21 protein-coding genes are annotated in these 19,873 nt (G+C 55.4%); 15 read left to right on the forward strand and 6 right to left on the reverse strand.

Annotated elements, in window-relative coordinates; all coding sequences use genetic code 11:
• The 11 genes from C8029_RS08245 to C8029_RS08295 all read left to right on the forward strand — a co-directional run.
• Window positions 1–221: hypothetical protein (locus tag C8029_RS08245; RefSeq protein WP_152002682.1), on the forward strand; the 221-nt coding region annotated here is incomplete at its 5' end.
• A gap of 82 nt (window positions 222–303) precedes the next feature.
• Complete coding sequence (locus C8029_RS08250; protein WP_226946278.1) at window positions 304–1,482, forward strand: restriction endonuclease; 1,179 nt, start codon at window positions 304–306, stop codon at window positions 1,480–1,482.
• Between the two features lie 247 nt (window positions 1,483–1,729).
• Window positions 1,730–2,473: a hypothetical protein gene (locus C8029_RS08255; RefSeq protein ID WP_152002684.1), complete on the forward strand. Its 744-nt coding sequence runs from the start codon at window positions 1,730–1,732 to the stop codon at window positions 2,471–2,473.
• Between the two features lie 234 nt (window positions 2,474–2,707).
• Entirely contained in the window at window positions 2,708–3,337 is a 630-nt protein-coding gene (locus C8029_RS08260) for a tyrosine-type recombinase/integrase (protein WP_152002685.1), read from the forward strand.
• 5 nt (window positions 3,338–3,342) lie between these two features.
• On the forward strand, window positions 3,343–3,594 hold the full coding sequence (locus C8029_RS08265) for a WGR domain-containing protein (RefSeq protein ID WP_152002686.1): 252 nt from the start codon (window positions 3,343–3,345) through the stop codon (window positions 3,592–3,594).
• A 164-nt stretch (window positions 3,595–3,758) separates the two neighbouring features.
• Window positions 3,759–4,022: a BrnT family toxin gene (locus C8029_RS08270; protein WP_152002687.1), complete on the forward strand. Its 264-nt coding sequence runs from the start codon at window positions 3,759–3,761 to the stop codon at window positions 4,020–4,022.
• The gene (brnA, locus tag C8029_RS08275) at window positions 4,009–4,224 is read left to right on the forward strand and encodes a type II toxin-antitoxin system BrnA family antitoxin (RefSeq protein WP_066009074.1); all 216 of its coding nucleotides are present in this window, start codon (window positions 4,009–4,011) and stop codon (window positions 4,222–4,224) included. The genes C8029_RS08270 and brnA overlap by 14 nt, the downstream gene beginning before the upstream one ends.
• A 90-nt stretch (window positions 4,225–4,314) precedes the next feature.
• Window positions 4,315–4,965: an N-6 DNA methylase gene (locus tag C8029_RS08280; protein ID WP_152002688.1), complete on the forward strand. Its 651-nt coding sequence runs from the start codon at window positions 4,315–4,317 to the stop codon at window positions 4,963–4,965.
• Window positions 4,962–6,617 carry an Eco57I restriction-modification methylase domain-containing protein gene (locus tag C8029_RS08285; protein WP_152002689.1) on the forward strand — a complete coding sequence of 552 codons (1,656 nt, stop codon included), beginning with the start codon at window positions 4,962–4,964 and terminating at the stop codon, window positions 6,615–6,617. The genes C8029_RS08280 and C8029_RS08285 overlap by 4 nt, the downstream gene beginning before the upstream one ends.
• On the forward strand, window positions 6,610–9,150 hold the full coding sequence (locus C8029_RS08290) for a DEAD/DEAH box helicase family protein (RefSeq protein WP_152002690.1): 2,541 nt from the start codon (window positions 6,610–6,612) through the stop codon (window positions 9,148–9,150). Before C8029_RS08285 ends, C8029_RS08290 begins: the two co-directional genes overlap by 8 nt.
• Window positions 9,151–9,296: 146 nt before the next feature.
• The gene (locus C8029_RS08295) at window positions 9,297–9,746 is read left to right on the forward strand and encodes a hypothetical protein (protein ID WP_152002691.1); all 450 of its coding nucleotides are present in this window, start codon (window positions 9,297–9,299) and stop codon (window positions 9,744–9,746) included.
• 488 nt (window positions 9,747–10,234) lie between these two features.
• On the opposite strand, the gene C8029_RS08300 is transcribed toward C8029_RS08295, so the two are convergent.
• The 6 genes from C8029_RS08300 to mobQ form a co-directional block, all read right to left on the reverse strand.
• A complete protein-coding gene (locus tag C8029_RS08300) occupies window positions 10,235–11,119 on the reverse strand; it encodes an ArdC family protein (protein WP_152002692.1) in 885 nt (294 codons plus the stop codon).
• Between the two features lie 358 nt (window positions 11,120–11,477).
• On the reverse strand, window positions 11,478–12,671 hold the full coding sequence (locus C8029_RS08305; protein WP_152002693.1) for an RNA-dependent RNA polymerase family protein: 1,194 nt from the start codon (window positions 12,669–12,671) through the stop codon (window positions 11,478–11,480).
• Window positions 12,629–12,964 carry a hypothetical protein gene (locus C8029_RS08310; protein ID WP_152002694.1) on the reverse strand — a complete coding sequence of 112 codons (336 nt, stop codon included), beginning with the start codon at window positions 12,962–12,964 and terminating at the stop codon, window positions 12,629–12,631. The genes C8029_RS08305 and C8029_RS08310 overlap by 43 nt, the downstream gene beginning before the upstream one ends.
• A 413-nt stretch (window positions 12,965–13,377) precedes the next feature.
• Window positions 13,378–13,824, reverse strand: a complete 447-nt coding sequence (locus C8029_RS08315; RefSeq protein ID WP_193217620.1) for a hypothetical protein — start codon at window positions 13,822–13,824, stop codon at window positions 13,378–13,380.
• A complete protein-coding gene (locus C8029_RS08320) occupies window positions 13,796–14,107 on the reverse strand; it encodes a hypothetical protein (RefSeq protein ID WP_152002696.1) in 312 nt (103 codons plus the stop codon). Before C8029_RS08320 ends, C8029_RS08315 begins: the two co-directional genes overlap by 29 nt.
• A gap of 18 nt (window positions 14,108–14,125) precedes the next feature.
• Window positions 14,126–15,403 carry a MobQ family relaxase gene (mobQ, locus tag C8029_RS08325; protein ID WP_152002697.1) on the reverse strand — a complete coding sequence of 426 codons (1,278 nt, stop codon included), beginning with the start codon at window positions 15,401–15,403 and terminating at the stop codon, window positions 14,126–14,128.
• Window positions 15,404–15,639: 236 nt separating this feature from the next.
• Here mobQ and C8029_RS08330 point away from each other — a divergent pair, with 236 nt between their 5' ends.
• The 4 genes from C8029_RS08330 (at window position 15,640) to parA (ending at window position 19,845) form a co-directional block, all read left to right on the forward strand.
• A complete protein-coding gene (locus tag C8029_RS08330; RefSeq protein ID WP_152002698.1) occupies window positions 15,640–15,927 on the forward strand; it encodes a mobilization protein in 288 nt (95 codons plus the stop codon).
• Window positions 15,924–17,768, forward strand: coding sequence for a type IV secretory system conjugative DNA transfer family protein (locus C8029_RS08335; RefSeq protein ID WP_152002699.1), 1,845 nt, complete (start codon window positions 15,924–15,926; stop codon window positions 17,766–17,768). The genes C8029_RS08330 and C8029_RS08335 overlap by 4 nt, the downstream gene beginning before the upstream one ends.
• A 317-nt stretch (window positions 17,769–18,085) precedes the next feature.
• Window positions 18,086–19,114 (forward strand): replication initiator protein A, encoded by a 1,029-nt coding sequence (locus C8029_RS08340; RefSeq protein WP_132953146.1) that lies wholly within the window; start codon window positions 18,086–18,088, stop codon window positions 19,112–19,114.
• Window positions 19,115–19,173: 59 nt separating this feature from the next.
• On the forward strand, window positions 19,174–19,845 hold the full coding sequence (gene parA, locus C8029_RS08345; protein WP_132953148.1) for a ParA family partition ATPase: 672 nt from the start codon (window positions 19,174–19,176) through the stop codon (window positions 19,843–19,845).
• Window positions 19,846–19,873 lie beyond the last annotated feature (28 nt).

Genomic DNA, 19,873 nt, shown 5'->3' on the forward strand with positions numbered 1-19,873 from the left:
GGGGGGCAGGGCATGACACAACACGGGCAGACAAGCCGGTCGCGAAGACCATGCCGGATGAGCCGACCAAGCGCCTGAGCCTGGATCTTCCGGCGAGCCTGCACACGCGATTCAAAACGGCGTGCAGTGCGACGGATCGGAAAATGGTTGGTGAGCTCCAAGCCTTCATTGAACAGCGCACGCAAGAATTGGAAGAGGATGCGGGCATAACCCGCAAATGAACAAAAGCACAAATGTGGTTTTGTGCTTGGCAGTAACCGACCCCATTAGGAGCACATCTTGGCTCACACCCGGATAAGACATGTGAAAGATGCAGAAGTTGAACGCTGTCTTTCAGAGTTTAAAGGTGCGATCCAGAAATGGGCTGAGGAAAATCAAGTATCTGATGTTTGCTCTGTCAGAGATTATCTCGATGATAGCGGAAAAGAGCCTTTTGACCCGCCTGTGATTGCCGTCGTTTATTTCGATGGTGAGCTTCTGGAAGCGATTAGCGGCTATAACAATGAAGAGTTAGAGCAGAGTTTTTCAAGTCTGCTTGCAGCACATGGCTTCTGGTATGAGAGAGATACAGGCTCGACCGCTTTGGTCCTCCCTGACGAGGACAGTGACTATTCCGCATATGCAGAATATTTCCATTGGAAATGGGTTTGCAGCCTTGTGGAGGAAGATGTCGCAGACGTGTATGAAGAACTATATAGGCACTTCGAAGGGCGACCCGATGACCTCTATAATTTGCATTGGCGAGAATATGAGATCATTTTGGCAAGGCTATTCCAGGCCCAAGGTTTTGATGTCGAGCTGGGTAAGGGTAGAGGTGACGAGGGCGTCGATATTAGACTAATAAAACGTGACCCAATTGGCGATCTAGTTACTCTAGTTCAAGCAAAAAAATATGCAAAATCCAACAAGATAGACCAATCCAAGGTCGCTGCGCTCTACGGAGTTCAAAAATCGGAGAACGCATCATCATCTATATTTGTTACGACTTCCACCTATGCGCCTGTAGCAAAAAGGTTTGCTGCAAGAGAGTTGGTAGAGGGGGAGTTATTTCTTGCTGACTCTACGCACGTTGCAAACTGGTGCAGCCTCGCGAGCAACGGCATTATCAAGGATAAATCGCTTCTGGTGTCACCAGCCCATGTTCGAAGCCTTCTTGCCTCGATAGGCGAGAAGCGCGATCCTCGCTTGGTGCATGCATCTTTTGGGTATAATTCAACTCATAACGAATTTGCTCTAGTGGTGAAAGAAAGCAAATACGCCGCGCTTCTGATGCCAATCCCCAGGAAAACAATCAGCGATGATGGCTATGGTCAGAGAGGTTTTGAGGTTCCCTACTTTGATCATGACCTGCCCCATCTCAACGCAGAAAGTGTAGTAAGAGTTCGCCGAAAGAACCGAGATGGCGAAGTTACCTACTGGAGCGGAGAGCGGCTCTATAGCGTTTGGGATGGTGAACCATGCCTTTTCGATTACTATGATTAGTTGAATCTCCCAGTCGCAACATACATCAATAACTCATCTGATGGGAACACGCATGTATCGCATCATGCAAGCTTTTTACTAAAAGCTTGCATGAAGATGAGAGCGGACGTTCGTGGATAGCGCGGCGAAATCCCGGTTTGAGCCCTGTTTGGCGGATGCTGCGCTGCGCATAAAGGTCTGCTATGATGAAAAAACTACAAACTGCTTTTCTTCGTGGTTGGCAGTAGAAATTTTGAAGGGGTCGAGGATGCACCAACCGAAGGGTCGTCTGACCAACATATTCAGCCTTCCCACCGATGGTTCTGGGCAAGCTCGGTCGGTTCTTATGCTTGATCAACTTACCCACGTTCCCGAGATTGGGGATGTGCTTCAGGTCGCAGATCGTAACTTGTCGATTGCACAAGTTGATAGACAGCGGATGCGAAGCTGCCTGACAGGCTGGCCGCTGATTGGCCTTGGCAGTATCGCCGTATTGGTCAACGAGCCAACGGAGGAATTGAAATCCTTAGTAAGTCATCCAAACCGTCTTTGGGTAACTTGGAAACCAAAAGCGGATTTGCCATGGCATTTCAAGACTGACGACCTCCCCAAGTTCATCCGACTGAATGAAGACTGGAACGCTCATCCGAATGATGTGAGTCTCAGGCTTGAAGAGCGCGGAAATGAGTTGATTGCCCGCATGAAACCAAATCCTTACGCCTATCGCCGATATGAGAACATCCCCGAAATCGCTGTCAGCTTCGTAAACTGCTCCAGATATCGCGTGACGTCAGTAAACGACGAAGGCTGGTATTCGGGTCAGTGCCGTTTCAGTGGGCTTGCACCAGAATGGGGTGAGTTCTACGAAATTTCGGGCAACACCCGAGACAACATGAACTCTACTCCTTGGATCAAGATGGAAGGCGTCGGGGGCAAGCATTTTCATTTCTATTTGAAAGATGAAACCCTTGAAATCAAAGCACAAGATTGGGTGTTGAAATCCGAAAGCTGACCTTCGGACGGCGATTTCCTACGGCAGCTTCGTCCGGCATTGCAGTCATCGATGCATCATGCAGCGAAGGTCGGCATCGACACCTTTATGCAAGCTTTTTGGTAAAAGCTCGCATGAGCACCCAAGCTAAGAACCCAACAAAACATGGGGAAAGTGCAGCGTCTCACAACATTCCACTTCCGTCATGCAAGGTTTACAGGTATTATACCGCTATAACCTCGCAAGGATTTGCCCGTGAAAGCTGCCGCCCAGACCACCTGGAACAAGGGTCGCGTTGTAGGCAAAAAACCTCCGCTGACGCCCGACCAGGTCTCCCTGATCCGGATGATCCTGCGCCAGGAGAAAGCCCTGCGTGATCTGGCGCTGTTCAACGTGGCCCTCGATACCAGTTTCCGGGGGTCTGACCTGATACGCCTGCGGGTCTCGGATGTGGCCACCCCGGCAGGGGTGCGCGAAATCGTCGAAATCCGACAAAAGAAAACCGAGACGCGCAATGCGCGTCCGGTCCAGGCGCGCCTGTCCTCCGGGACGCGCGACAGCTTGCGCGCCTATCTCGCAGCTTCAGAAAAGCCGCTGCACGGCTGGCTCTTCACGGGGCAGGGGGCACGGTGGTCCCAGTCCCATCTCAGTGAAAGTCAGCTCTGGCGTCTGTTCCGGGTCTGGCTGGAGAAGGCTCGCCTCGATCCCAGCCTCTACGGCCTGCATTCGCTGCGCCGGACCTTCCCGACCCATATCTACCAGCAGACCGGCAACCTGCGCGCGGCCCAGCTGCTGCTCGGCCATGCCAGTATTGAAAGCACCAAGGAATACATCGGCACCGAACAGGCTGAAGCCCTCGAAATTGCGCGCAAGTATCACCTGTGACAGCCATGCAGACCTATCTTGAGAAACGCCAGCCTGCGCAGAAAATGGCCCGGTTCTACCGGATGGCGGTCATGCCGAACCTGTTCGGCGAATGGACGCTGTACCGCGAATGGGGCCGCATAGGGCAGGGCGGTCAGGTTCGGATGGATTGGTTCGAGGACGAGAACCAGGCCGTTGCGGCTCTGGTCACACTGGAAGCCGCCAAGCGTCAGCGGGGCTACTGGGTGGAGCCTCAGCAGCTGGCGATGTTCAGATGATAGCGTGACGGACTCGCACAAGCCTCTTGACTGGCCAGCAACGCCGCCCGCATGTCCTAAGGACATGCGGGCGGCGTTGCTGCTTTTTAACTGAGTAAATCTCGTCATTGTAGTGCGGCTGAAAAGTATAGTAATTATACCATTTTCAACATATATTGCCTCTTATGAAGTTCGAGTATGACCCCGACAAAAGCGCCGCGAACCGTGAAAAGCACGGGATCGACTTTGATGAGGCCCAGGCCCTCTGGGATGATCCTTATCTGATCGAGGCCCCCGCCAGCGTCACAGATGAGCCACGTTTTCTGGCGGTTGGCATGATTGGGGCCAGACACTGGACGGCTGTCTACACATACCGGAGCGACCGGGTGCGGATCATCTCCGTGCGCCGCGCTCGCAAGCAGGAGATTGACCACTATGAAAGCGACTGAATTCGACGAACGCTTCGACGCGGGCGAAGACATGTCCGCCCATGTCGATTGGACAAAGGCGCGCCGCCTCAATGTCGAGGCCAAGCGGGTGAACGTGGATTTCCCGACTTGGGTCGTCGCAGGCCTGGACCGGCAGGCCCAGAAGCTCGGCATCACCCGTCAGGCACTGATCAAGATGTGGATCGCGGAGCGTCTAGAATGAGGGGCATTCTGGCGCGGGGGTGCGCGGGCATTTCGCCAAATAAATCAATACGCCCTTGGATAAAGCATTGCCTGCTGACATGAATAAACCATGAGCCTGATCAAGTCGAAAAAACGCGTAGCCGATCATGGCGAAGTATTCACCCCGGAATGGATGGTGGATGCTATGCTTGATCTGGTGAAAGAAGAGTCGGAGCGGATCGACTCGCGGTTTCTTGAACCTGCCTGTGGCAGTGGCAATTTCCTTGTGAAGGTCCTCAAGCGGAAGCTTTGCGCAGTCGAATTGAAATTCGGGAAATCCGAATTTGAAAAGCGGCAATACGCACTTCTCGGCCTCATGTGCGCTTACGGCATCGAGATTCTGGAAGACAACATTATCGAATGCCGCGCCAACATGCTCGAAGTGCTGGCCGATTACCTGCGGATCGACGAAAGCGATGATCTGTATGGGGCCGCCTCCCATGTGCTGTCACTGAACCTGATCCAGGGTGATGCCCTGTCGATGAAGGGGTATGACGGCGCGCCAATCACCTTTTCCGAATGGGGATATCTGGGCAAGGGCAAGTTCCAGCGGCGGGATTTTAGGCTAGACGTGCTGACAGGCTCGTCAGCGTTCAGCGCCGAGGGAACCTTGTTCTCTCACCTGGGTAAGCATGAGATTTTCACGCCCACGAAAACTTACCCGCCGATGACCGTTCGTGATCTGGCCGCACGGGGCGATAACCCACAGGAGGCCGCATGAATATTGAAGAGGGCTTTGCTCTACGCGGGCGCAACCCGGATGTCCTGACCTGTATCGCGAACCTGTCGAACGATGAGGTCTTCACCCCGCCAGAATTCGCCAACCGGATGCTGGACACCGTGGCGGCAGCTTGGGCGGCAGATCATGATGGTGCGAATATCTGGGCTGACCAGACTGTCAAATTCCTCGATCCCTTTACAAAGTCAGGTGTGTTCCTGCGGGAAATCACAAAGCGTTTAATCGCAGGGCTAGAAAGCGAAATTCCAGACCTTCAGGAGCGGGTGGACCACATCCTGACCCAGCAAGTCTTTGGCATCGGGACCACCCAACTAACAAGCTTGATGGCCAGGCGCAGCGTTTATTGTTCGAAATTCGCCAACGGGCAGCACTCCGTGACGCGCCGGTTTAACAGTGAAACCGGAAACATCTGGTTCGAGCGGACAGAGCACACTTGGACCGCGCAAGACAAATGCAAATACTGCGGGGCCAGCAAAGCAACGCTGAATAGGGGCGAAGACCGCGAATCTCACGCTTATGCGTTCATACACACAGACAACATCAAGACTCGGATCGCCGAGCTATTTGGAGGCGACATGCAATTCGATGTGATTATTGGAAACCCCCCATATCAACTGAATACAGACGGGCATGGCACCCAAGCGCGACCAATTTACCACCAGTTCGTAGAACAAGCGAAAAATTTGGACCCAAGATATCTTAGTATGATCATCCCATCCCGGTGGTTTTCCGGTGGAATGGGCTTGGACAACTTTCGCGAGTCGATGCTGAGCGACAATAGGATTAAATCACTAGACGATTTTTTGTCTGCTTCGGATGTCTTTCCAGGTGTCGGACTGAAAGGAGGCGTTTGCTATTTCCTTTGGGATAGGGACAAGTCTGGACCTTGCAGAGTAGCCACACACTATAAAAGTGAGACACCCTCAGTTGCCACACGTCCTCTGTTGGAGGACGGTGCAGATATATTTATTCGTTTTAATGAAGGCGTTTCGATACTTAAAAAAGTAGCTCTTACCGAAACTGGAAACTCGAAGACTGTCGAGCTACCAAAGCATCGCCGCTTCATGGACCTCGTAAGCTCAATCGGATCGTTTGGTCTGGGGAGCACTTTTCGTGGAAAAGACCGTCCATCTGGGGACGACTTAAAAGTCTATAGAAACGGCGGAATCGGATATCTACCACGATCAGAAATCGACAAGGAGCAACATGTTTTCGACAAGTGGAAAGTCTACATAGGCCGCGCCGCTCCTGGCACTGGGAATAAAGATACATATCCGCATAGAATTATTAGCACGCCATTTCTTGGTGAGCCGGGGTCTATTTCGTCTTGGACATACATGTATATTGGTCCGTTCGAGACAAAGGATGAGGCTGAAAGCGTTCTCTCCTACTTGTCCTGCCGATTAACCCGGTTTCTCATCCTCCTGCACAAGCCGTCACAGGATACCACGCGCAAAGTTTACACCTTCGTACCGACACAGGATTGGACGAAAATTTGGACAGATCAGGACCTCTACGCGAAGTATGATCTGTCAGAAGATGAAATTGCTTTCGTTGAGAAAATTGTCCGCCCCATGGATTTGGTAGGTAACCTGTTTGGTGAAGTAGCTGTTGAAGACGGTGACGATGCATAAGCCCACCATCGACGACATCCTCTCTCCAAAGCCGGAAGCGCGTCCGCGCATTTATGCTTATTCCATCGCGGATGAGACCCATGAAGGCCTGCTGAAGGTTGGTCAGACCACACGGGATGTGAAGCGGCGGGTAGCTGAACAGTTGCGCACGGCAGCTATCACCAATTTCAGGATTGAGCTGGATGAACCCGCTGAACGCGATGATGGCACCATCTTTACCGACCATGATGTGCGCGCCGCGCTGATCCGTAGGGGGATCGAGAACACAAGCCTAGAATGGATGCGCTGCACCCTGGCCGATGTCCATACTGTGCTGACAGAGCTGCGCACCGGCCTGCGGTTCAGTGGCACGCACCATCAAACCTTCCCCATGCGTCGAGAACAGGCAGAGGCCGTCAGGCAAACCCACGCCTACTATCATTCCCGCTGGGAAGAGGACATGCACGCCGTTCCACGCTTCTTGTGGAACGCCAAAATGCGCTTCGGCAAGACCTTCACCTCTTATCAGCTCGCCAAGAAAATGGGCGCGAAACGGGTGCTGGTGGTAACGTTTAAACCGGCTGTTGAAGACGCTTGGCAAAGCGATCTAGAAAACCATGCGGACTTTGATGGCTGGCAATATCTGTCAGTCAAGACTGGTGGCGACCCGACGCAGATCGACCGAAACAAACCAGTCGTCTATTTCGGCTCGTTTCAGGATCTTCTGGGTCGCGATGCACGCGGCAACATCAAGGCCAAGAACGAATGGCTCCACACTGAAAACTGGGACTTAGTGGTCTTTGATGAATACCATTTCGGCGCATGGCGCGAGACAGCGAAAGAGTTGTTCGCAGGGGAAGAAGATGAAATCGCCCGCGAGGAAGCCCGGCTTGAAGACGCCAAAAAGCTGAAGGACCGGATCGCGGACCTGCAAGAGCCGCTGGAACCTGAAACCGAGTTTCTGCCAATCACGACAAAGGCCTATCTCTATCTGTCAGGGACGCCATTCAAGGCCCTGTCCACGGGCGAGTTCATCGAAGAGCAGATTTTCAACTGGACCTACACCGACGAGCAACGGGCAAAAGCGGCCTTTGCTGCCGCTCACCCAGATCAGTGGAACCCTTACGGTTCCCTGCCGCAGATGAGGCTATTGACCTATCAGATGCCCGACGAGCTGCTGGCCATTGCCAGCGCCGGAGAGTTTGACGAGTTCGATCTGAATGAGTTCTTTGCCGCCACGGGGATCGGAAGCAAAGCGCAGTTCAAACACAAGAGCGACGTTCAAAAATGGCTGGACATCATCCGGGGGCAGTATGCACCAGGCGCGGTAGATAACCTGAAGACTGGAACGCGACCACCGTTCCCCTATTCTGACGTGCGGCTTTTGCCCTACCTGCAACACTCGTTCTGGTTTCTGCCAAACGTGGCGGCCTGTCACGCAATGAAAAACCTGCTGACAGAGCGCCAAAACACATTCTGGCATGAGTACAAGGTCATCAGCGCTGCTGGGGCAAGCGCCGGGATCGGGCTTGAGGCCCTTCCTCCAGTGCGGCGGGCGATTGGAAGCGGCTTCGATAGCAAGAGCATAACCTTGTCGTGCGGTAAGCTGACTACGGGTGTCACGGTCAAGCAGTGGTCCTCCATCCTCATGCTGCGAAACCTGAAATCTCCCGAGACATATTTTCAGGCGGCATTCCGGGTGCAGTCGCCCTGGTCCATCAAGAACCCCAACGGGGACAACCCGCATGAAGAAGAAATCCTGAAGCCCGTGTGCTTTGTGTTCGACTTCGCGCCAACGCGTGCCCTGCGGCAGTTGTCCGAATACGGGATCGGCCTGTCACCCAACGAAGCGAACCCTGAGAACGCAGTGAAAGAGCTTGTGTCGTTTCTGCCGGTGCTCGCCTATGACGGCGCGAACATGTACCAGGTTGACGCGGGCGGTATCCTCGACATCGCAATGGCGGGAACATCTGCGACACTGCTGGCCCGGAAATGGGAAAGCGCCCTGCTGGTCAACGTGGATAACGAAACCCTTCGCAAGATCATGGATAACCCTGAGGCGATGGCCGCTGTTGAACGCATCGAAGGCTGGCGTGCCTTGGGCGACAACGTCATTGAGACCATTATCAACAAGAGCGAGAAGGTCAAAGACCTGAAGGCAAAGGCCAAAGAGCGCGACCTGACCCCAAAAGAAAAGAAAGAGCTCTCCGCTGAAGAGAAGGAATACAAGTCCGCTCGAAAGTTGGTCCAGGAAAAACTGATCAAGTTTGCCACCCGCATTCCTGCGTTCATGTATCTGACTGATTTCCGTGAAAACACCCTTCAGGATGTGATCACCAAGCTCGAACCCGATCTATTTCGGACGGTCACCGGCCTGACAGTCCAAGATTTTCATCTCCTGGTTCGGCTCAAAGTGTTCAACACAGAACAGATGAATCAGGCGGTCTTCGCCTTCCGCCGATACGAAGATGCGTCATTGAATTATACTGGGATTGATAGTCATGAAGGCCTGTCGAGTTATGGCCTGTACAACACGGTTGTCGCCCGGGAATAGGTCGGCCTCAGGCGAACATAGATCGTACCAAAGCATAACCTCACAAAGCACAGCTTAATACCAACAAAAGCGGTGATACTTAGTAGGGTTGTTGGCTTTGCGTTGTGAGGGGCATATGCGTTTAGAAAGATTTGAAAGGGAAGTTAATGAGCAAGGTAAGAGTTCTCAACCCGATTGATAATACAGACATCTTCGGTGTGGTCCCTGCTCTAACGTTGACCAGCAAGCATAAAGGGGTGATCACTACGCGTGAGGCTCCAATTTATCTTGTTGAAGGGAAACATATTGGTCCCAACTCAGGGTTTGGTGTTGCGCATATTTGGGCTGAGCATCAGCAAGAAATAATTCAAGCAGGTTTTACAAACCAAAGTCTGGTGTCCGCTTATGTACAGAAAATTCTAACCGCGCCTGGAGTAATCTACTTTGAAGACAGAAATCTTAAAAAGCCAAGAGTAAACACGGTTCGTATCGTGACTGGCACAGTGATTCTGGAATATGTCCGGACAATTATAGATAAAGTCGAAACTCCACACTGGAGTGTTGTCACTGCATACTCAAACACTCGAACGGTAGGAGTTCTCGTGGGGCAGATATAGAAAAGCCGCCATAAGGCGGCTTTTATGCGTCGCGCTAGCAGCGTTTCCTTAGCTTTACCTAGAAGGTAAGGGTCGGAAACCACCTCTCAGTGTCACGCGAAACAGACCTTGAGGAAAGTCTGCCATCCACATAAGCGAGTCGATATCCTCGTAAACTCACCTAAAATGCTCTTTATGACGCTTGTATTTTCTACACAGTGCAGGGGCTTGTGTCAAGCCCTAATGGAAGCGGGCGGAGGCGTAGGTTTCGTCAAAACAGGTAGTGATAAGTCCCCCTGTTCGTTTTCAGTGAACCTGATCGTTTGCCTCAATCGTTACTTCCGGGCATTACATGCCCGTCCGCGCGAAGCGCCGGGCCTGTCAGCGGGTGGCCTTTAGGTTGCCCACCGACAGGTCACCCTGAAACCGGCCACGCCCAGGATCACGCCACAATACAAAAAGACCCCCGCCTGCTGACGGGGGCCTTGATCATTTCAGCGGTGCGGCTGCTACTCGGCGGCCATCCGGTCAGCCTGGGCGGTACGCTCCATGATGTAATCCACGGCCTTCTGCGCCTCGGACGCAGCGCGGAAAATCGCGCGGCTGTCTTCCTTCATCGCCTCAAGCCATCCTTCGACATAGGCCGCGCTCTGGTCAAATTCAGGCTCTACCCCGATCTGCGCGCAAAGCATGCAATTTCCGATTTCCGCGACCAGCTCCTCGAACGCGTAGGCCTTACGGTCATTGAACCGGCCAAGACGGTCAAGCCGCTTTGTCGCCCCTGTCCAGTGAATTGTCTCATGGGCCAAGGTGCCAAAATACCCAGCTGCCCGATAAAACGTGCCAATCGGCGGCATATGAATGCGGTCGGTCTTGATGTTGTAGTAGGCGCGCGGCTCCTCGGTTACGTCGATCTGCGCGCCGGTCGCGGCAAAGAACGCCTCCAACGCGGGATCGGCCAAGGTGCCAAGATCACGGGGCGGATCGGGTAAGATGTAGAATTCAGCGGGCAAACCCTCGATCTGATCGGCATTGAACACGCGGTAAGCCTTGGCATAGGGGATCTGGCGTTCCTCGCCGTTTTCATCCTCGCGCTCGACGGTGCCGTATTTCACGACGGTTGCGGATTTCTCGCCCTTGCGGACATGGCCCCCAAGCTGCTTGGCCTGATTGAACGTCATCCAGCGGGCTGAGCTGTAATCCTTCGCCATCGACGTCGCCCAAAGCATCAGGATATTGATGCCCCGATAGGCTTCGCCGTTGAACCGTTCCGGCAAGCTGACACCTCCCCCTCCGCCGGTCCACGGCTTGCGCCAGGGCGGCGTTCCCGCCTCGATCTGCGCGATGATCTGATTTGTGACATGGGAATAAACGTCAAACTTCTCTGCGGTCATTTGTGACCCTCCTTTGAGTGACGCGGGCCGGGTCTCTTCCCCTTTCCGCCAATGGGCGGGCCTTCCTGTTCTGATCTTTGGAATGCCCATGCATTCCGAAGGGCAGAGCAGGTAAGGGCAAAGCCCGTCCTGCGGCCTGGTGGGGCCGTGACAACCGGGTGGAGGGCGTGAATTTGGGAGGGAACCGCGCGCCTGCGCGTGGGAGGAACCGGAATTCAGGGCCGGAACCGACGCCACAGGCGGCGCTTGCCGGTTTTCTCGGACCTGACAGGATGGCAGGCGGATCAATAAGAGTTGGAAACGGTCAGGGTTGGGGTGAGCGGGCGTCAGCCCGTCGATCCCCTGCGCTGTCTATCAATCAAAGCGATCCTGGCATCACTGCCGGGATCACAGATTTTCTTTTTCCGCTCATAGATACGATAGCGGCTCTTACCCGTTCGCGCATGAAGTCATCGAAGCCCCGCGCCTGTCTCAGGATGCGATCACCCTTAGGGCCAAAGGCCTCTGCAGAACGCTTGAGATATGAATAAAATGTCCAACTTCGATAGTCGCTTGTCAGATTCGACTTTTTGACCTTGCTAAATCGCTGAGAGAACAGGGGAAAGTCAAAGCTGCTTATCAGCTCATCGGCATCCATCGCAGGGTTGCTCTCGACATGCCGCCTAGCATCACGTTTCGAAGCACCGGCCACCTTGCTGTAGAAGCGAGAAATAGTGCTGTCGCGGACATATACCCGGCGACCATCATACCGGAAGCCCAGGTACTCAAAACCGTTTTTGGCAGGCTCGTCAGGGTGTTGTTGTAGGTGCTGGAAGCGAAGACCATCAGGCGTACGCTCGAACTTAGCGACGCATGTCTTAGCGTCCTTGATACGTAGCTCTGGCCCATGTTTACGCATCTCAGTAGTGGCGAAATCAATGGCCGCACTAGCCTCTGGGCCTCCACCAGGCAGAATAAGCAGAATATCATCTGAGTATCGCATGTATCGGCCGCCACGCGACCGGGCATAGTCGGCTAATACCCTGTCGAACTCCAACAAGTAAAAATTTGCTATCAAGTCAGAGATGGGAGCGCCCTGTGGGATACCATGGGGGAGGAGGTTTTTCTGGATGAGTGACAGGCCGTGTTTCGGGTCACCGCCACAAATTTTAGCGCGAAAATCTGAACTGGAGCAGAGCTGTTTCGGCATGTCACGGAAGGGGATCAGAAATCCGGGGATCAAGTTCCCGTTCCGCTCACGCATCCCAAAGAATCCCAGACGCGAGTAAACCGCGCGCTGGTCAACGAAGCGATATTTGGTGATGTTCTTAAAAACCGCATAGTGGTCAAGCGGTAGCTCCTGAACACCCAGCAGATCACACCAGATGCGCTTGATCCGTCCGTGATCCAAGTTCTCAAAATAGCCCTTGATGTCGAGTGCCACCGCCACGCTATTTCCGAGCCGGTCAATTTCATCAAAGGCATCTTTAGCAAAGTCGATGTTGCATTTTCCGCCACCCCGCCCGGGCTTCAGCACTTGGCGGTACGCAATCGGGCAATCCACGATTCCCATCTCACGAAGCGCGCCTCATACAGACGGGAGAGCTTCCGGCGGTAGAAGGCAAAGATGTAGGCATCGCGGCGCGCGCCGTAGCGGATCGGGCGTCTCTTTTTATCTGGCTTCGCCGCATCGGTGGAGCGGAATGGTTGCCATGATTCCTCATAGAGGAAGAAGGGGTAGAACGAGTTGGCCGCAACCCTTTCCCGGTCTGTGACAAGGTTACGGATTTCCCTCAATGTGATCGGCGCATCAAAATGCGGATAGTGCTTGAGGTCCTTGGCGGTGAAATCAAACTCGTCTTCCATAAGCCTCCGCGAGAGGGGGCAGAAGCATTGGATCAACGCACTGACCCTTAACATCTTCGCCCCCGCCGTTGTGCGGTGTGCGTTCGTCGTCGACGTGGTCGTGTATACTGTGACGCACCTGGCAATGTGGTATTGCCGGATTGCCGCAAAGCCGCCCGCGTGGCTGGCGAAAGGAGCCCGAATTATGGAACTCGCAATCTGCACCGCCCCGGAGGTTGGCCTTGACAGTTTAAACACGTAACTGGCAGCCCCCAATTGAGCGCCATCTTCTTTATATGGGAACGGCTTCCAATCGAAGCAAGAGCAATAGTGTTCTTTATTCGTTCCTATCAATCAAGGTGCGACGCCACAGATAAATAAACTGCGCTCGCTCAAAGTGATCTCGGCAGATAGCTGGGGTCGCAAAGTCATGTTTAGAGTTTTCTATGGCCATCCAGCATAATCTCAAAGTCCGTCGTGGATGTTTCTTCAATTCCCACGACCCAAATGTCCTGGGGGTCTTTTTCGCCTTCTACACATACAACGCGACCGATCATTTCGGACCATAGATACTTTCGGCAACGAAGATATTCTTTGAATGCTTGTTCTCGTTCGGGACCCCCCGGACGGCTCGCAGCCTGCTCGCGGGCATATTCTAAGGCTTGCGGACCAGCGCCAAAATACAAACACCGCTGCTCTGAACGATCTGCCCAAGTAACGCGTGTTCTCTCAGGTTCAAAATGCCCGTACTGCCCAGTGACGGGCTTATCTGGCGAGACAACAAATGTGTATTTAATTCTCGTTGTGCGACCGTCCGGCAAAACGAAAGGCTCCCAATCATCGCGCATACTTTTAGAGCCCTTGTTCTGTGAGAATTTCATCAAGCTCGGCTCTGTTCTTTGGCCCAGCGGCAAGCAATTGCCGTGCTTTTTCATGGGCAAGCATCAGCGCTTCCGAAGCCCCCTCCTCTGGGTGGCAACCACAGCGCTCTACGACGTGGCAAAAATAGCGGTATCCGCTGATCCCCTCTTCTCCACTGATTTTTACGAGCGCTTCACGCACCAGAGATGGGCTCGGCGTGGGGCCCTCCGCCCGATGAAACTCCGTCGCATCTATGGGGCCCCGCCGCTGAAGTTCCGCGATGATTTCTTGAACTCTTTCCATGTGTTCTCCTCTTGCTTCTTAACGCTCTCTGTCGCGATCGCGACCCTGCCCGAGCTCGGACGCATTATCACGCCCACGTCCGAGAATGTCATCCCGCCGCCCTTGGTCACGGCCCTCGCCGTCACGGGCGGCAATGTCCCGTTCTACCGCCGCTGCATCCCGCTCCTGTCCGATATCGCGCACACGCCCAAGGATGGCGTCCCGACGATCTCGGTCTGGATCGTCGGGCACAACCCTCTCCCGCCCGACATCCGGCGCTTGCACCTCAGGCCGATCAACGTCGCGCCCCAACACTGCCGCCCGGCGCGCATCCATGTCACCCCGCTCAGCACTAGCCTGCGGCCTCTCAACCTCGCCCATAACCCTCTCCTTGATCCGTGACATCGCCGCTTCAGCGCGGCCCCAAAGCTGATTCAGCCGTTCGCGGGCGGTGGCAATGAAGGCGCGCCCGCGCTCCATCAGCTCAAGCCGCAACTCCAACTGCCGCCAGCCCAGCTCCTGGCGCTCAGCATTGCGCGCCTGCGCCGCGCGGAAAGCCTCGCCGCGCTCTGTGACGATCCCGCGTTTCTCCTGCGCATTGGCCGATGGGCCGATTTTCGGCTCGGGCTCGCGGCTGAGCTCGACCACCTTCTTCTCGCGCTCAAGCGCCAGCTCCTCCTGCCCGCCCCCGCGCGCACGGTCGACCTGTTGTTCGGCCTCGGCGCGCTGAACATCAAGGGACCGATGGTCAATCCGCTCCGACCGCCCTGCCCGCTCAAGGGACGTGTTCGCGTCCCGCGCCCAGGCTTCGCGCCAGCCCATAAGCAGGTCCGGCGCATTCCAGCTGCGATCCTTCTTCCCGAACCCCTCTCCGGTCAGCTCGCGCATGGTGAGCATGACATGCGCATGGGGCTGACCGTGGCCATCACGAGCCTTGCCCTCGTGAATGGCCACATCCGCGATCATGCCGCGATCGACAAATTCGCGCTGAACAAAACCACGCAACAGTTCCAGGCGCTCCCCGCGATCGAGCTCGCGGGGAAGAGCCACTTCGATCTCGCGGGCAAGCTGCGCATCACGACGCTTCTCAACCGCCTCGACCGCGTTCCAGAGCTGGTCGCGATCGCGCATCCAGTTGGGCGCATTTTCGGGGGCCATGATCTCGGAATGCACGACCCCGCCCTTGCGGCTGTAGTCATGCTCCAACCCCTGCCGGTCATCCCGCAGCCGCCCAGCCGTCCGGTAGGCGGCGGCTGCGACCGATGACCGGCCCCCTGCCCGGCTGATCACTTTCGCACTGAGATGATAGATCGCCACGGATCGAGCGCCTCTCTTTAAAACAGGGTCCAGCGCCTGGTTGCGCTGGTCGGGAGCGCGAGGGTGAAACCCTCGTTTAGGCGGCATTGCCGCCTTGGGGGGAAGCCGTCCGGCGCGGGGGTTTACCCCCATGAGGACGCGCACGTTGTCGAAGACAATGTATAAGCGCGCATTTAAATCTTTTCAACCTATCAATCCGCCACTACATTCGCCGCCATTATGCCCGAGGTTGCCCCATGTCCCAAAGCCGCCCGACCGACGCCCGGATCAAAGAACTGGCCGAGAAGAAAGCTCAGCTCGACGCTCAAATCGCAGCGCTCGATGCCCGGCGGCGTCTCTCCGAAAAGAAAGACGAAGACCGCCTCAAATGGCTCCTGGGCACTTTGGTCTTCGACCGTTTGAGCGCCGAACCTGCTCTTCAGAGCATCGTGCGGCGCGATCTGCCAGACCGCCTCACCCAGCGGGATCGCGACCGGGGGCTCTGGCAGATTCTGTTTCCTGACGCGCAAGAGGACCGGTCATGAGTTTTGTTTTGGAAGCCCGACACTGGGTGATCATGATCGGCGCTGTGATCCTGGCCGCTGCCGCCCTGATCCTCACTCCGCAAGCGGTCGCGATCTACCCGGTGACCACCTATGCCTTCCCGATCATCGCAGTGGCCGTGATCCTCGACACCCTTGGGGCCACAGCAGAGCGCCTGAGATGGCCTCTGAAGCTCTTCGCATGGGTTTGCCTGTGCGCTGCCGCCCTCACAGCCCTGACACCCCTCAGAGGGCCGCTCAGCGACATACTGGCGACTGTCCAGGCATGGACGGGCGCTGGCTGGCCCCTCCCCCGCGCCATTTGGGAAGGCCTCAAGGGGTTGGCGCGGTATTCTGATCCGCAGAAGCAGGCCATGGCGATCTCCTTCGCGCTCGGGGTCTTCGGCGTGGCTGTCGCTGTCAGCACCCCGCTGGTGGCGATCTTCAATCCGCGCATTGGCCGCAACCGCAAATCCCGCACCGGCCCATGGCAAGCGGGATGGATGGACCCGCGTGACGTGGCCCAGCTGAAGCGCAACAAGACCGGCCTGCCCCTCGCCCTGCACAAGGGCAAGCTCCTGCGCTACGTCAAGAACGATGCGAAGGGATGGCGCGGCGGGCATCACCTCGTCGTCTCCGGCACACGCGGCGGCAAGGGCGTCAGCGCCGTGATCCCGGCGATCCTCGATCACCAGGGGCCGGTCGTCGTCCTGGACATCAAGGGTGAGAATTTCGCCGTCACGCGGCGGCACCGCGAAGAGCTCGGGCGCAAGGTGGCCGTCCTCAACCCCTTCGGCCTCGTCGAGGATGGAAAGGATCAGTTCAACCCGCTCGACTACATCCGGCCCCACGAGCTGGCGCGAGACGTGGCCCTGGTTGCGGACGGCCTGGTTAAACCCGAACAAGGCGACGGCGCACATTTTTCGGAAATGGCCCGCCAGCTGGTCGCGGCGGCGATAGAAGTGATCGTGACCCAGGAAGAACCCAACCGGCGCAATCTGATCGCCGTCGCCGATCTGCTTCTGTCTGCAAACCTCGACGGCACGCTTGAGGCATGGGCTGAAAATGGTGACCTTGTCGGTCACCGCCCGGCCCAGACCGCCGCAACCATTCTGCGCGCAGGTGACAGAGAACGAGGGTCGATTCAAACAGCGGTCTCGAAAGCTTTTGAGTGGATGCAGTCCGACAACATGCGCCACTTCCTGGCCGGGTCCAGCTTCCGCATGGATGATCTTCTCGATGATCGGGTCGATCTCTTCATCGCGGTGCCTCTCGACCAGGTGGACAAGCAAGCGATCTTCATGCGCCTGTTCATCAACCTTGTCCTGGGCACGGTCGTGCGTCAGGACGGACGGCGCAAGGTCAAGGCCCCAATCCTGCTGGTTCTCGATGAATTCGTGCGTATGGGCCGCATGGAGCAGATCATGAACATCGCCAACGTCGCCGCAGGTGCTGGTGTCGAAGCGCTGTTCGTTACCCAGGATACTGGTCAGGTCGAAAAGGCCTATGGGCCAAACGATGCCCGGTCGATCTTTGGCTCCTGCATCACCAAGCGCGTCTTCAACCTCAACGATATCGAAACCGCTGAATGGGCTGCGCGCCATCTCGGGGAAAGCACGGTCTATTCTCAGCAAATTCGAGAGGGCAAAGCCCCGCACGAGGGCCGTGATTTTTCCTACTCGGAGCAGCGACAGAAGCTCATGACTGCTGAGCAGATCACTGGCATGAAGGCGGATGATCTGCTGCTGTTGGTGGGCAATCGCAACCCGCTCAAGGCAAAGCAGAACCTGTACTTCAAGAGCAAGGCTTACCGTGGAAGGTTTGATCAGAACCCGCTGAATTGAAAGTTGGGCGTTGGAATTTTGTTAAAGGCCTCGCGTTCTGAGGGAGTTAAATAGAGTTATTATAGAGTTACACCTTGGAAAAGGTCTAATAACGCCTTGAAAAAAATAAACTTTTTCAGAAAGCCGGTGTGTGAAATGACGAAGTTTGGTGTGTGAAATGACGAATCTGGGTGTGTGAAATGACGATAGTTTAGAAAAGTTATCCACAGGCGGTTGGTGTGTGAAATGACGACTCTTGACGATCAGTGTGTGAAATGACGATAGTGAGCCATGGTGTGTAAAATGACGAATCGTGAGCTGAGCAGAGGGTGTGTGAAATGACGAATGCGCGCTCCCCGCTCCTGCCGGACCGGCATCCGCAAAAAGATCTGTTCGTTTGCGACATTGTGGACGCGGTGCCGAAGGGCGACATGGCTTCGATGGAACATCCAGTGTTTACCCTCTCGACCAAGCCGGACATGAAGCCGCGACGCTACCAGAATGGCGAGAATTCGATTGAGGTTTCACCCTCACGCTACGGGCTGGCCACAGTCCATGACCGTGACGTGCTGATCTACTGTATCAGTCAGTGCATGGCTGCACTCAATGAAGGCCGCAAAGTCAACCGGTCGATGCGGTTCAAGGCTCATGATTTGCTGGTGGCGACGAACCGTCAGACCTCGGGCCAAGGTTACCAGCTCTTGAAGGATGCGCTGCGGCGTCTGCAAGGCACGCAGATCGAGACGAATATCCGCCAAGGTGGCAAGGAATATTTCAAGGTATTCGGCCTGATCGAGTCAGCGGAAATCGTTCGGGAGACACGTGACGGTCGGATGCAGGATGTCGAGATCACACTGTCGGATTGGGTGTTTGATGCCATCGAGAACAATCATGTTCTGACATTGAACAAGCAGTATTTTTTCCTACGAAAACCGCTTGAACGGCGGCTCTATGAACTGGCCCGTAAGCATTGCGGCGCACAACCCAAGTGGAGGTGTGGGCTCGAACTCTTGCGCGACAAGTGCGGGTCAGGCTCAACCACGAAAGAATTCAGGCGATTGATTTCGAAGATCATCGAGGATGACGCGGTGCATGACCATCTCCCCGACTACAGCATGAACATCGAAAGCGATAATGTTGTCTTTCGCCCCAAGGGGGCTGAGGTGGTGGTCGCCCCCTCCTTTCTGGCGTTGCGGTTCAGAAAACCAGACACACATGATGAGGCGCGGCGTCTCGCGCCTGGGTGGGACATCTACGTGCTGGAAAATGAGTGGCGGTCATGGGTGCATGACAAGGCTATCGACGTGAAGGATGCGGATAAGCACTTTCTGGCCTTCTGCAGTAAGCGCGGCGCGTACCAAAATTAGAACGCACAAATGTGGGTTTGTGGCTTTACGCATTCCCACTAATGTGGTGAGGTGGATTCATGATCATATCTTTCCTGAACCAAAAAGGCGGCGTCGGCAAAACCACCCTATCGGTGAACGTGGCGGGCTGTCTGGCACGTCAAGGCCACCGGGTGCTTCTGATCGACGCTGACAAGCAAGGCTCGGCCACAACATGGGCAAGCCTGCGCGAAGACGCGCCCTTTCAAGTTGTCAGCATGGCACGGGCCAACATGGCGCGGGACGCGCTAAAGCTTGCCCAGGACTATACTCACACCATCATCGACGGCCCGCCGCACGCGGAGGAGATTGCCCGATCTTGTATCGTTGCATCCGACTTTGTGGCGTTGCCTATCGAACCATCCGGTCTCTCGACGTGGGCATCTGACCTGACAGTGCGTCAAGTTAAAGAAGCGCAGGAGTTTAAGCCCTCCCTCAAATGTGGGTTTGTGGTTTCCCGCAAAATAGGGAAAACTGTCATAGGGCGAGATATTCGCAACATGGCAGCCGAGGCGGGCTTGCCAATCCTAGCAAGTGAGATCGAGCAACGGGTGGCCTTCGCTGAAGGTATGACCATGGGGCAAACGATTTTCGAGTGGGCTGGCGATAGCAATGCGGCCCGGGAGATCAACCAACTAACGAAAGAGATTGAGCGGTATGTCGAAGAAGACCTTTTCGGCGGCTCCGAAGCCGAAGCAGCAGCCAACGGATGACCAAATCCTCGCGTTTGAACGTGGGGGG

It is taken from the genome of Roseobacter sp. TSBP12, from assembly GCF_009129705.1.
Lineage (GTDB): Bacteria > Pseudomonadota > Alphaproteobacteria > Rhodobacterales > Rhodobacteraceae > Celeribacter > Celeribacter baekdonensis_A.